Origin of the sequence: Natrialba hulunbeirensis JCM 10989, assembly GCF_000337575.1 — an archaeon.
GTDB classification, from domain to species: Archaea; Halobacteriota; Halobacteria; order Halobacteriales; family Natrialbaceae; genus Natrialba; species Natrialba hulunbeirensis.
Map to the genome: position 1 here is coordinate 297,795 of NZ_AOIM01000035.1, position 12,578 is coordinate 310,372.

12 protein-coding genes are annotated in these 12,578 nt (G+C 59.2%); 10 read left to right on the top strand and 2 right to left on the bottom strand.

The window, feature by feature from the left end; all coding sequences use genetic code 11:
* The first annotated feature begins 251 nt into the window (after positions 1 to 251).
* From C483_RS12705 to C483_RS12715, 3 genes are all read left to right on the top strand, one after another.
* Entirely contained in the window at positions 252 to 1,031 is a 780-nt protein-coding gene (locus C483_RS12705) for a hypothetical protein (protein ID WP_006653757.1), read from the top strand.
* A gap of 104 nt (positions 1,032 to 1,135) precedes the next feature.
* Positions 1,136 to 2,422 carry a HEAT repeat domain-containing protein gene (locus C483_RS12710; protein WP_006653758.1) on the top strand — a complete coding sequence of 429 codons (1,287 nt, stop codon included), beginning with the start codon at positions 1,136 to 1,138 and terminating at the stop codon, positions 2,420 to 2,422.
* A complete protein-coding gene (locus tag C483_RS12715; RefSeq protein ID WP_006653759.1) occupies positions 2,419 to 3,282 on the top strand; it encodes a CheF family chemotaxis protein in 864 nt (287 codons plus the stop codon). The genes C483_RS12710 and C483_RS12715 overlap by 4 nt, the downstream gene beginning before the upstream one ends.
* Positions 3,283 to 3,476: 194 nt before the next feature.
* Here the strand turns inward: C483_RS12715 and C483_RS12720 are convergent, their stop codons facing one another.
* Complete coding sequence (locus C483_RS12720; protein ID WP_006653760.1) at positions 3,477 to 3,671, bottom strand: hypothetical protein; 195 nt, start codon at positions 3,669 to 3,671, stop codon at positions 3,477 to 3,479.
* Between the two features lie 234 nt (positions 3,672 to 3,905).
* On the opposite strand from C483_RS12720, the gene C483_RS12725 reads away from it, so the two are divergent.
* From C483_RS12725 to C483_RS20480, 7 genes are all read left to right on the top strand, one after another.
* Entirely contained in the window at positions 3,906 to 5,351 is a 1,446-nt protein-coding gene (locus C483_RS12725) for an archaellin/type IV pilin N-terminal domain-containing protein (RefSeq protein ID WP_006653761.1), read from the top strand.
* 2 nt (positions 5,352 to 5,353) lie between these two features.
* Complete coding sequence (locus C483_RS12730; RefSeq protein ID WP_006653762.1) at positions 5,354 to 5,992, top strand: archaellin/type IV pilin N-terminal domain-containing protein; 639 nt, start codon at positions 5,354 to 5,356, stop codon at positions 5,990 to 5,992.
* A gap of 247 nt (positions 5,993 to 6,239) precedes the next feature.
* Entirely contained in the window at positions 6,240 to 6,752 is a 513-nt protein-coding gene (locus tag C483_RS12735) for a flagellin (RefSeq protein ID WP_006653763.1), read from the top strand.
* Positions 6,753 to 6,836: 84 nt separating this feature from the next.
* On the top strand, positions 6,837 to 7,322 hold the full coding sequence (locus tag C483_RS12740) for a flagellin (RefSeq protein ID WP_006653764.1): 486 nt from the start codon (positions 6,837 to 6,839) through the stop codon (positions 7,320 to 7,322).
* Positions 7,323 to 7,360: 38 nt separating this feature from the next.
* Positions 7,361 to 9,139 carry a FlaD/FlaE family flagellar protein gene (locus tag C483_RS20905; protein ID WP_006653765.1) on the top strand — a complete coding sequence of 593 codons (1,779 nt, stop codon included), beginning with the start codon at positions 7,361 to 7,363 and terminating at the stop codon, positions 9,137 to 9,139.
* A gap of 385 nt (positions 9,140 to 9,524) precedes the next feature.
* Entirely contained in the window at positions 9,525 to 11,249 is a 1,725-nt protein-coding gene (flaJ, locus tag C483_RS12750; RefSeq protein WP_006653766.1) for an archaellar assembly protein FlaJ, read from the top strand.
* A 217-nt stretch (positions 11,250 to 11,466) separates the two neighbouring features.
* Positions 11,467 to 11,604 carry a hypothetical protein gene (locus tag C483_RS20480; RefSeq protein ID WP_006653767.1) on the top strand — a complete coding sequence of 46 codons (138 nt, stop codon included), beginning with the start codon at positions 11,467 to 11,469 and terminating at the stop codon, positions 11,602 to 11,604.
* Positions 11,605 to 11,693: 89 nt separating this feature from the next.
* Here the strand turns inward: C483_RS20480 and C483_RS12755 are convergent, their stop codons facing one another.
* Positions 11,694 to 12,521 (bottom strand): DUF7500 family protein, encoded by an 828-nt coding sequence (locus C483_RS12755; protein ID WP_006653768.1) that lies wholly within the window; start codon positions 12,519 to 12,521, stop codon positions 11,694 to 11,696.
* Between the last annotated feature and the right edge of the window lie 57 nt (positions 12,522 to 12,578).

Genomic DNA, 12,578 nt, shown 5'->3' on the forward strand with positions numbered 1-12,578 from the left:
CAGTTACCCGTACACACCGAACGGCCGACGAATTTTTCACGGTCTGGTGTGACGGCATCGTAACGATGCCACGATATCCTGGGGAGCGCTCTGTTTGCGACGACGAGAGTGACCGGGACTCTTTGCGAGATCGATCACCGACTTCCGCACCGACAACACGGCCCGCTGCCACTGCCGACTCGAGTTCGACTCCCCACTCGAGTACCGGTACTGGACGCAGTGGTCTGACTCGCCGCACTGCGCTGGGTGCGGTGACGACTGCAGCGGTTGGATTGACGGCGGGCTGTCTCGATTCGATCCGCCACATCGGCCAGACGCGAGTGCCAGTCGATCCCGAAGACCCGGGTGACGATCCGGATGCAACGCCGGGTGAATTCTACCACCTTCTCGAGGAGAACGATATTGCGGTCAATGAACTGTATCACGATACGGAAGACGACGACTGGATTCTGTTCTACGAGTCTGCGGCGTCGGATGCGGTCGAATCGGACGACGAGATTGCGCTCATCTATCGTGTGTTCAGCGAGGGGATGGTTGACCGCGGTGCGGAGGTCAACCACCTTTACACTGAAGTCGAAGACCGGTTCGATGGGCAGGTAGAAGGCTGGGCGGTCAACGCCCAGTGGGCCGAAGAGCACCTTGACGGAGAGGCCTCGGATATCGAACTGTGGAACGCGATTGCTGGAACGAAGCAGTACGAAGATGGCGAGGAGCCGGGTGCGGATGCAAACGAGTCCGACGAAGGAGGCGGTGAGTTGTCGGAGGGGGACGACGAAGACGTGGGCGATTCTGATGCGGATGAGGAGAGTGGTGACGGAGACGGCGATGGTGATAGTGATGGTGGTAGCGACGGTAGCGACGGTGACGACGGTGACGATGGCGACGATGGTGAGGGTAGTGAGGAGAGTGAGACTGATGAGGACAACACCGAGGACGAGACCGATGAGAGCGACGAAACCGATGACAACGACGGCTCGTCGGACGACTCATCCACCAACGAGACAACAAATGGCACCGAAAGCGACGAGTAGGTGCACCCGGTGTCACAACCGACCCCGAACCGCCACCGTGAGAGCACAACCAGAACCTGCACCGCGGAGACGGGCTTCTGGCCCCCACCGGTGATCCCGTAGCTATGGCGTTATTCGAACTCGAGCGCAACGCGAACTTCGAACAACTCATCCGGCACCTCGAGGCCAGTTCCAACCCGGACATCCGTCGCCGCGCCGCCGAAATTCTCGGTAGTCTCGAGACGAGTGCGGACGACGTCGTCACCGAGGGACAGCCCCGATCCGTTCGGGACGATGTCGTCGATGCGCTGATCACCGCCTCACAGGAGGACGAGGACGACGAGGTCCGGGCCGCGGCGATCGACGCCCTGGACCAGTACGGCCAGGATGCACTCGAGGAGTTCATCGGCGAACTCTCGGGGCAGGACTTCGAGAACCTCGCGGAGTGGAAGAAGGCGAAGGTGCTCGCGCGCGGGCTGTCGGCCGATCGGGCCGAACTTCGGATGGCCGCCGCGACCGGACTCGGACGGATCGGCGAGGACAACGTCGTAAAAGCGCTCGTCAACCGACTGGACGATCCGGACGCACGCGTCCGAAAGCGTGTCGCCCGCGCACTGGGTCGTATCGAGTCCGCAGGGAGCGTCCCCGCGCTTGCGAAACGGTTTCACGCCGACACCTACGCCGTCCGGATCGAGATTGCCTACGCGCTCGCGGATATCGGGACGGACAACGCACTTCGCGAACTGATCGACGTCGCCGACGCGGAGGACGAGGTGCTCCGGCGGATTGCAGTCGACGCACTCGGTCGCCTCGGCAGCACGGAGGCCGTCGAAGTCCTCGCGAACGCACTGAGCGACGAGACGGACATGGTTCGCCGGACGGCCATGTTCTCCCTCGTCCAGTTGCTCTCGGAGGCCCCCTCGAACGCGAGCCACCAGGTCCGCGAGAAAATTGTGGGTGAACTCGAGGTGGCCGACACCGACGAGGTGATCGATCCGCTGATCGAGATTCTGGATCGGAGTACCGAGACGGCACAGCGACGCAACGCGGCGTGGCTCCTCGGACGTGTCGCGAACGACAACGAAGGCCACACCGAGGACGCACAGGACGCGCTTATCGAGACGATGGGCGACGACGACGAGATGACCTCGAAGTTCGCGGCGACGAGCCTCTCGATGCTCGACAGCGACGGGCTGGAGCTGCGGCTGCTCGAACTGGTTGAGGACGGGCTGAAAGACGAGGAGCTGCGCGTCAAGGCGCTGTTCGTCCTAGGGAAGATCGGCACGGATACCTCACGGCGGCGACTCTCGAGTTTCGTCGAGCGAACCGACAGCGATCGGCTGCGAAAGCGTGGCTTCTCCGCGCTCTCGAAGCTCGGTGGCGTCGGCACAGTGGCTGGTGACCCAGTATGAGCGGCGGCGAACAGAAATTGGCGGACGTCACAGGGAAGTTCACGCAGGTCGTCCGCGAGGGCCGCAAACTCTCGGATACGAACTGGTCGAACGGCCGCATCGTCCTCTCGAACAAGCGAATCGTGATCGTCAGCAACGACGGGAAGGTGACGATTCCGCTCGGGAAGGTGCAGTCGATTCGCGGCCGGTACGACGTGAACCAGACCGTCGCGAAGGTTTCGAACTACATCAGCATCAACTACGGGGCGAACGTCTACCTCGTTTCGATGGGCGACGTCCAGGAGTTCGAACTCCAGATCCAGAAGGCCGTGTTGGACGGCGAAATCGTCCTCGTCAAACACCCTGCTGTAAAAGGCGGCGTCGTTCAGGACTCCTCGTGGCGCAAGGCGCGCGTAAAGATCAACGATGGCGTCGCGAATTTTGCCATCGAGAGCGGTGAGTTCGTCCAGATCGAGGTCGACGACGTGGGGACCGTCGAGAGCGACGAACGGACGGTTCGCTCACAGGAGCGACCCGTGATCGAAGCCGAGCACACGGAGGACGGCTCGAGTGTCCAGACGTATCTGTCGGGCTCGAGCCAGAACTGCGCGATGTTGAAGTCCGTGCTGGATCGCGGGGCGGAGAAGAACGCCTCGCAGATCGACCTCTCCGGGAAGGAAGAGGAGGTGTTGATGGCGATCTACTCGGGTGTCTCGCCGTTCGAGGTGCCGGAGTTTTTGGATATCGAGACGGACGAGGTCGAGGAGATTTACGAGCGCCTGATCGAGCTGCAGGTGTTAGAGGAGGTTCGCGTTCGGCGCGAGGTCGCGTTGAAGCCACGCGGGCGGAACATCGCGAGTGAAGCGATGAATAACAAGTGAGGGCTGGGACGTTAGCGGCGTTTTGTTTCTGCATCGGTTGTGTCTGGGGGCAAAATTGACTGACCGTCCAGTAACAGTCGGTACAGAAGTCTGATCGGGCGGTGTTCTGAGAGAATCGGTGGGACAACAGTCCGCGTTCCCCACCCCCATACTGAGTTCGTCTGTAGTCGCGGTTCGATACCGTCAGCTGCGTCCTATTCGCTCTTGAGGTAGCTCACGTCGCGTTCGAGCTCGTAGCCGCGCGGGACGCCGACGTTTTCGAGGCAGTCGTCACAGAGTGGCTTCGCGTAGGTGCGGTTGTTCGTCTTGCCGAGAATATTGGCGTCGTCGAGTGAGACGATGTCATCACAGCGGCTACACTCGATCTTGTCGCCGTCAACGATATTCATGCCGCAAATTCGTTCGAGCGGGGAGATAAGTCTCCCGGCCGACTGGAAGTCGACGGAGGTGGAACGGGGAATCGGCCACCAAGTTTAATTACCTGTCCAGCAGTTCGGCCATTAGGTTTAAGATATCCACCTATCGGCAGTTAGAGTTAAGAGTGTAAAGTTTGGCAAGTAGACTTAATAACAATCGCTCTGAACCAGTGCCCACTGCCCGGTATCGCCGGGTGTATAATACCAATGTTCGAACGAATTACAGACGACGACCGCGGTCAGGTGGGGATCGGCACCCTTATCGTGTTCATCGCGATGGTGCTTGTCGCTGCGATTGCCGCGGGCGTGCTGATTAACACGGCTGGCTTCCTGCAGACGCAGGCAGAGGCCACCGGTGAGGAATCGACGAGTCAGGTGAGTGATCGCCTGCAGATCGTGAGTGAATCGGGAAGCGTTGCACCTACGTCACTGCAAAGTGATTTGGACTTTGATATTGAGTCCGGACAAGAGGAAATAACCTTCCTTGTCGGAATTGATGAAGCTGACGATAATTCTGCGAATCTGGAAGGTGAAGAATTCACATTGTCGCTAGCAACGGCGGCGACAGAAGGATTCGAAGATACCGTTATTGGTCAATTCCCAGAGAGCGATGAGGGTGATGCAGTTGAGGTTACCTTCACTGGCATTCCCGATACTACCACTGATGCTGATGATCTGGTAGCCACGCTCGACAGTGATAATCTGCAGGCTCAAACCCTTGATGACGTCGATACAACCAACTCGGAAAATAATGGCTTCGAAGAGGTCGGTGATGGCGACAACTCTGAGATCGGTACTGATCTAGATGATGGTGAAGTCTATGCCTTCGTTGAACTCGATAGTTCTGAGTTTGATGTTGACGAGGTCGAAAATGACTTAGCCGTTCGTCTCACTGACCAAGACCGAACTCAGGGAGATACTATCGGTGTGGCCAACGACCCAAGTCAGGAGGATCTCAGTGATGCCTTCGAAGGTCTCGATAGTGAGCTTACTATAGGTGACACTCTAGGTGGTGGAGACTACGTGACCCAAGGTGATGATAGTCTGTTTGGGGATGCTGATCACACTGAAGATGATGAGGCAAATGTCGACTCCACTGACATAATCGTTGGATTCGAAATTGGAGAACTCCCAATCACTTCTGATGGAGAGAATGAGGGCTCGTATGCACTCGAAGTCATCGGTGTTGACGATGACGGTGACGGAACCAACCCAGTCGTGGTTGATTTCGAATTAGACGCTGCTGACGACGGGTCTCTAGTTGGTGTTGATGCGACCGATGGAGAACCAGTCAGTATCGAAAACCGCGTTGATGAGATTCAGTTCGTCACTGCAACTGCACCTGGCTCGAACCCGATCGACCTCGAACAGACGTCTGTTCAGTTCATCGGTGAACAAGGTGCAGACAGTGTTGCTATCAGTGAAGCCCAGAACGTCAACAATATTCAGGGTGTCACTGACGGTGTGCTGACCGACAGTACCGACCGAGCAGAAGTAACGTTCCGTGTTGTCGGTGAAATTGACGAGTACAACCGTTTGACCGAAGGTGAGCGGTTGTCGGTGATCTTTACGACCGACTCCGGTGCGACAACCGAAGCGGAACTTCGTGTTCCAACGACGATTACGAACGATGACGAATCGGTGAGGCTATAACAATGTTCGAAACCAACAATGACGACCGCGGTCAGGTTGGGATCGGTACCCTCATTGTGTTCATCGCAATGGTGCTGGTCGCCGCAATCGCTGCGGGCGTCCTGATCAACACTGCAGGTATGCTGCAGTCGCAGGCCGAAGCGACAGGTGAAGAGAGTACTGAACTCGTTTCCGAGCGGATTGATGCCACGAGTGCTGTCGGTATCGTGGATAACGATGGCGGCGCAGACGAGGGTGAACTCGAAGAGATCCGCGTTGGCATTACTGCCGCACCAGGGGCAGATGATATCTCTCTCGAAGATACGATCATCCAGGCTGTCGGTCCGAACGGACAGGCAAACCTCGTCTACGCAGACGATGACTTCGACCACGACGATGGCGAAGTCGGGCATCTCGATGGAACGTTTGTCGCTGAAAATGCCAACGACGAATACGTCGCCCCATCTGACGCAGTTCTCGACAACGAGAACGACTTCACACTCGTTTTCGACCCAGAGGACACGCCGTTCGGAGATGGTGACCCGTTCGGTGAGGGAGACGAGTCGCAACTCGACATCGTCTCGCCATCGTCCGCAACGACGCAGGTCACGCTGACTGCGCCTGACCTCTTCAGTGAGGACGGCGAAGCAGTCCGACTCTAAGTCGGCACAGCTGACCGCGTTGCAGTTTATTTTTTAGCCGGTGCGTGCTCAATACACAGCACAAGCGAAGAGCAGCAGCGAGCACAGTCCTGTGCAGTACAAGACGATACCCAAACGAACAGGACGAGGGCTGCAACCAGATCATAGCTACTCGAGTACACCACGCCACACCGAAACCGAGTGATCGACACCTGGAGAGACGACTGGCCAGAGCGCTTTTAAGAATCTGATACCTCAAAGAGACGTAATGGGGTTCAGTACGAGCGGCGCTGTTCTCGTCATCCTGGTTGGCTTCCTCGTCGCCATCAGTGTCATCGTCCCCACGGTGTTCAGCGTCGGCGCGGCGACCGGCGACGCGTTCGCCGCCCAGAACGACCAACTGCGAGACCAGCAGAACACTGCCCTCTCCATCGACTCGTTTGAGTACACTGGCGAGGATGGCGAGAGTGACGCCGACGCCATCGTTGTCGTCACTAACGACGGCTCGACCTCCCTCTCCGTCGACAAAACCGACCTCGTTGCCAACGGCCACTTCTACCCCACTCAGGGCTACGACGACGAAACCACGATCATCGACGGCGAGGCAGAACGCGACGACAGCGATGTCTGGACGCCCGGCACGCAACTCGAGATCGAACTCTCCGACGGCGGCGACGCGAACGGCGAACTCGAGTTCACCGGCGACGAAGACGAGGACAGTATCCGCATCACGACTGAACGCGGTGTTGCTGAGACGGCGTGGATTACGGTACCGGAGTGAAGTCGGCGTAAGCGCGGCGGTTGCAGACGAACGCGGGCCAGAAGACAAACCAAGGACGAATCACAACGAATGGAGCACGAATAAATGTCGAGCGTCTCGGCGGCCCACCTGATCATGTTCATCGGCAGTCTCGTGATTGCCTCGGCAGTTGCGGGAACGGTCATCATGGAGGTCGGCAACGTGAGCGACTCGATCGAGATGCGCGGTTCATCGGTCGCCGAGGGGATCGAAACCGACATCGCGATTATCAGCGACGAATCCCAGGCTGATGCGATGGTTACTGCGCCCGAGGGTGACGACGACGTATACGAAATCACGGTTCTCGTGAAGAATATCGGCAGTGGGGATATACCAGCACAACAAAGTGCCGTCGATGCGCTTGTCGACGGGACGTATTCCCCCGTGACGAACGTCGAACGGATCGACTACGACAGCAACACCTGGGACGCCGGTGCGGTCGTCGAGCTCACGATTGAAACCCACCAGGTAAGCGGCGATACGGACGTGGCAGTGCTCGTTACGGGCAGCGAGGACACGATCACGTTCTACTGGGACGAAGAAGACGACTGAACGGACCGGAACAGAACGACACTGAATCAAACCCACACATGACACTACTGCTATTCAGCCAACTCGGTGGCGGCGACGACTCGGACGACGCTGACGATGCCGATGCCGACGAGGGCGACGACCTCCTCGGGAGCGACGACGGCCTGATCGGTGACGACCTCGGCTTCGACGACGGCGGCGACGACGAAGACTCGATGGACGACGAACTCAATTACCGACTCGACGAGGTCGAAAAGGAGGTCGACTCACTCGAGAACAAGGTCGAAACCGTCCGCGGGGAGAACGAACAGATCAGCGACTCGATCACGAGCGTCGAGCGCAACGTCGACAAGCTCGTCGACATGTACGAAATCGTCACCCAGGGAGTCAACCCCTTCGTCGGCGATCAGGAACTCGGCAACGCGTTCGAGACCGCAGCCGGACAGGGCGGCGTCTTTGGCGGTGAGGACGACCCCGCCGACGATATCGACGAGGATATTATGAACTCCGAGGCGGAGGACTTCCTCGACGACGACCTCGACGAGGAGCCCACAGACGACGATTTCGACGAGGTCGACACCTTCGAGGACGGCGACGACGGGCTGGAAGACGAGTTCGACGGTGACGACGATGGTGGCGAGGGCACCGAGTTCGATGACGAGTTAGCTGCAGACGAGAGTTCGTTCGACGACGAACTCGGCGTCGAGATGGACGCGGAGTCGGAGCTGACCGACGACCCCCTGGACGGAGTCAGCGAGGACGACGACGTTCTCGAAGACAACGACGTCGAGACCGAGGCAGATCCTGCAGAATCGACCACCGACGACGCTCCAGATCCTGACTCTCCTGTGCCAGACCCAGCAGCCGAGGATCCATCCGCCACAGCGCCCGACGGAACGAACGGCGAGGACGGCGACCTGCCGTATCTCGTCACCGTCCCCGCCAGAAATGACGCCGAACTGGCGGCACTCGAGTGGCTCCAGTTCCTCGTGGACGGGGCGGGACTCGAGGGGGCGGCACAGACGATTGCGTACTACGAGTCGGTGGGGTGGATTTCGTCGCCGGTGGAGACGTACTTACAGCGGTTGTTGAACGGGTTTGGTGGTGACGATGCGCCGCTTGCGGCTGCGGAGATCGAGCCGAAGTCGGTGTTGCGAAACGATGAGCACAAGCGGAGTTTGCGGTATATTGCGGGGATCGCGACGCCAGAGCGTGATGTGCCGGACGCCGGATCTGTCCCGGATGCTGAGTCTGTCCGGAGTACTGAACCTGCCCAAGATGTTGTGTCTGGCCCGGATGTGGAAACGTCGACAGAGTCTGCCGTCGGTGCTGACGGTGACGCTGGCACTGGAACTGGCACTAACACTGGCACTGATACCCACTCTGAACCGGGTGACCGCAATGAAACTGGCGCTGCGGCCAGCACAGAGACGGACCCCACATCGGATGCACGACTCGAGTCCGGACCAGCGGACGCCGCGACGAGCGAGTCCAGCGAGTCGAGCGGGGAGGTCGCGGAACACGGTGACGAAGGACCCGGGCGTGAGTCTGGGGCGCAACTCGAGTTGGAGGGGCAGGTAGAGCAGGGAGCTGCGGGGGTGGGTGAGGGCGGAGTGAACGCTGAGTCGGCGTCGGAGCCTGAGTCGGAATCTGCACTCGAATCGTGGGTGGAGTCCGGGCAGGAGTCGACGGCAGAGATGCGAGAGTCGGGGTCCGAGTCTGCGTTTGAGTTTGAGTCTGAAGCCGATCCCGATCCCGGTCCTAATCCCGATTCCGTGTCCGAGTCAGAATCCGAGTCTGGACCAGAGTTCGACCCCGAATACTATAGTAACAACTGAAACGGTTTACACACTGATCGCCGATCAGTCTGGCGATCAGGTGTGCACTGACTTTCAGTGGCTACTATAACGCCCGTTGCCACCGCCGCTGTGGAACGCAGATTCCCGGAGATAACAGCGGTCCTGTGTCGTTTTCTGTCGGCCAGTACGTTGATCGTCTCGACACCGTGAGCGTTCCACACCTGATTTGCCACTGTTCGTCGGGCTGACGGTACCAGCCAGAAGTTTTGTATGCTGAGCTTGCAAAGAAGTGCCTACGACACGGACGCGGTCGCGGTCGCAGTCGATGTCAGTCGTCGGGAGCCACAGCGGCTGTCGACGTGTGACCGCACTCGAGGAAACCGCTGCAGACACGCGGTGCGGACGGAGGAACGCAGGACGCACAATGGGTATTGCGGATAACACAGCAGCGATCAACGATCTCAGCAAGTCCATCATTCGGTCGTACGACGAGATGGATCTCCCGGCACGGTTGTACGTCCCGGGAGTACTGCTGCCTGCGTTCCTCTTTTTCCTCGCAACCATCGTCATCGCGGTGGTGCTCGATGTCTTCTTGCTGGTCAAACTCCTGATCCCGGTGCTCGGCCTCCTCGTCTTCGTCGCGGCGGTGGGCTATCCGCGCCTGGCGGTCGACCAGCGCCGGATCGAGATGGAGAACCGGTTTCACCTGTTCATTATCCACATGACTATTCTGTCGACGACGAACATCGACCGGATGGAAGTGCTGCGCAGGCTCGCCCAGGAAGAGGAGTACGGCGAGCTGGCGGACGAGGTACAGCGCGTCGTCGACCTCGTCGACGTCTGGCACCTGAGTCTCGGCGACGCCTGCCGTCGCCGAGCGAAGGCAGTGCCGAGTGAATCCGTTGCAGACCTCTTCGAACGGATGGCTTACACACTCGGTGCTGGCCAGCAACTCGACGAGTTCCTCCATCAGGAACAGGACGTGCTGGTCGAGAAGTACTCGACGGTGTACAAACAGTCGCTTGGCAACCTGGACGTGCTGAAAGACCTCTATCTCTCGCTGATCATTTCGATGACGTTCGCGCTGGTGTTCGCAATCGTTCTGCCGTTGCTGACCGGCAACGATCCGACGCTGACGACCAGCATCGTCATCGTGCTGTTCGTCTTCATCCAGATTGGGTTCTTCTTCGTCATCCGCGCGGTCGTCCCCGACGATCCGATCTGGTACCTCGAAGACGGCTATCGCACGACGACGAAGAAGCGAATGCTTGCCTCGACGGTCGTCGGCGTCGGATTGAGTGTTCTCACCGTCTTCCTACTTGGGCTGATCTTCCTCGACGTGATTCCGGAACCGGGTGGGCTCCCGATTCGTGACCTGCCCTCGATGCTTCACATGCCGATCGCGACGCTCCCGCTGTTGATCCCCGGTCTCGTCTTCTGGTACGAGGAACGACGCGCGTTCGAACGCGACCGGGCGTTTCCGAACTTCATCCGTGCCCTCGGGACAAGCGAGAGCGCAAAGCAGAGCACCACCTCCGAAGTGCTCGCGACGCTGCGCTCGAAGGATTTCGGCCCGCTCACCGAGAACATCGACGACCTCTACCGGCGGCTGAATATGCGCCTGAGCACCGAGAAATCCTGGCGCTACTTCACCGGCGAGACGAACACCTTCCTGATCCAGAAGTTCAGCGAGATGTACCTGGTTGGCCGCGAGATGGGTGGTGGCCCGAAGCGACTCGGCGAACTCATCAGTACCAACATGAGCGAGATCATCAACCTGCGCGAAGAGCGCAAACAGCAGACGACCACGCTCGTCGGCGTGATGTACGGCATCACCGCCGCCTCGGCGTTCGCGTTCTTCATCGGACTCGAGTTGGCCCTGATGCTCTCGAGTTTCGATATCGATCTCGACGGCCAGATGGGCGGGCAACTCATTCACACCGACGAGTACAACGTGCCGGTGCTCCGGTACCTGATCGTGCTGGTGTTGATCTTCAACGCGTTCATCTCGTCGCTGGTGCTCCGAGTGGCAGACGGCGGCCACTTCGGGAACTCCTACGTTCACTTTACGGCGCTGCTCTGGATCGGTGCGGTGACGGGGACATTGACGGAGCGACTTGTCGATGTCCTCATCACGGTCGATCTGTGATCGGTTGCGCCGTGATCGATCGCGGTCTGTATCACTGCTGTCTGGTATGGGACGTCATGGGTATGGATATCGCCATGACTGTCGCTTACTGCCCACTTTTTCCTCTACAACTGTATAGTGACAACTGACAGTGCACGCCGAGTGACCGGTGAACCACTCCAGGTGACCGGCCACAAGACAATTAGTGACAGCGGCGAAATCGACGAGACAGACAACCATGCGCTCCGATCGAACGCAGCGATTTCACGCGGCGGCACGCGGTATCGAGTCGGTACAGAGCGGCGCGCTCCTCTTTGGGTTCTCGCTTATTCTCTCGTTCTTTATGGGGACAGTCATCTTTATGAACGGTGGGTAACCGGCTGACGGTGTCACTGCCGGCTGTTTGAAACGTGCTGTCCGAACCTGTCTCCATATCGTGGCCGACTGTTTCGATTCTGCTGATCTCTACTCGAGTGCATCGCGCAGGTCGCCGATGGTATCGGTGTCGTCGAGTCCGTGTTTAGCGGCGGTTTTTCGCAGTTGTGTCTCGGTGAGTTCCGGAGCGAATTCGGATTTGGCGAACAGGAGGGACGCGGTTCGCATGGTGGGTGTTTTGCGGGCGACGTGCTGGGCGTACCAGAGGACGAGGTTGTCGAAGGTGCCGACGACGTCGTCGGAGGCGGTACGGTGGCGGACGGTGTCGCTGCCAAAGCGGGAGACGATGTCGACGGCGAGTCGGGCGTCGGTGCGCTCGAGTTCGTCGGCGAGGATGGAGCGGGCGTGTTCGGGGCTCTGGGGTGGTTGTGGGGTAGGTTGTTGGTGGTGGTGCTGGGCCGGTTGCTGTTGGTGCTGGCGTTGACGTTGATGTTGGCGCTGGTTGCCCTGCCCTTGCTGTTGCCCAGCGTGCTCCTGCCCAGCCTCGTCCTGTTCGTGCGTTGGCGCGTGCTGTGATGAACGTGCACGTGCCTCACGGTCTGTGTCGGTCTCTGTGCCCGTGTCGCCTGTTCCAGAGCCAGACTCAGAGTCAGACCCAGACTGAGTCCGTACACTGGTGCTCTCGCCGCGTGTACTCGAGTGTGTCTCCTCGGGGACGTTCGGCGGACTGTGGTCGGCTGATACGACGTACCGGCTCTCTGAGACCTCGGCTACGTATGGGCTCTCGGTAAAGTCCAGTTCGTCGGGCGAGAGGACGCCGCCACCGTTGTTGCCGCCGGGTTGCTCGCTTGGGAGCACGGGAGGAACGTCGGCGTCGTCGGACGAGTCTGGATTGCCACCCTCGTTACGATCTGTCATGGAACGATCGATAGTCGGAGTTCGAGGGCAATCGAAAAGAAACCTTTGTTCGGGTGA

Excerpts from the sequence above, each read along its gene's own strand:
- C483_RS12710 (WP_006653758.1), top strand. The coding sequence starts at position 1,136 with ATGGCGTTATTCGAACTCGAGCGCAACGCGAACTTCGAACAACTCATC.
- C483_RS12715 (WP_006653759.1), top strand. The coding sequence starts at position 2,419 with ATGAGCGGCGGCGAACAGAAATTGGCGGACGTCACAGGGAAGTTCACG.
- C483_RS12720 (WP_006653760.1), bottom strand. The coding sequence starts at position 3,671 with ATGAATATCGTTGACGGCGACAAGATCGAGTGTAGCCGCTGTGATGAC.
- C483_RS12725 (WP_006653761.1), top strand. The coding sequence starts at position 3,906 with ATGTTCGAACGAATTACAGACGACGACCGCGGTCAGGTGGGGATCGGC.
- C483_RS12730 (WP_006653762.1), top strand. The coding sequence starts at position 5,354 with ATGTTCGAAACCAACAATGACGACCGCGGTCAGGTTGGGATCGGTACC.
- C483_RS12735 (WP_006653763.1), top strand. The coding sequence starts at position 6,240 with ATGGGGTTCAGTACGAGCGGCGCTGTTCTCGTCATCCTGGTTGGCTTC.
- C483_RS12740 (WP_006653764.1), top strand. The coding sequence starts at position 6,837 with ATGTCGAGCGTCTCGGCGGCCCACCTGATCATGTTCATCGGCAGTCTC.
- C483_RS20905 (WP_006653765.1), top strand. The coding sequence starts at position 7,361 with ATGACACTACTGCTATTCAGCCAACTCGGTGGCGGCGACGACTCGGAC.
- flaJ (WP_006653766.1), top strand. The coding sequence starts at position 9,525 with ATGGGTATTGCGGATAACACAGCAGCGATCAACGATCTCAGCAAGTCC.
- C483_RS20480 (WP_006653767.1), top strand. The coding sequence starts at position 11,467 with ATGCGCTCCGATCGAACGCAGCGATTTCACGCGGCGGCACGCGGTATC.
- C483_RS12755 (WP_006653768.1), bottom strand. The coding sequence starts at position 12,521 with ATGACAGATCGTAACGAGGGTGGCAATCCAGACTCGTCCGACGACGCC.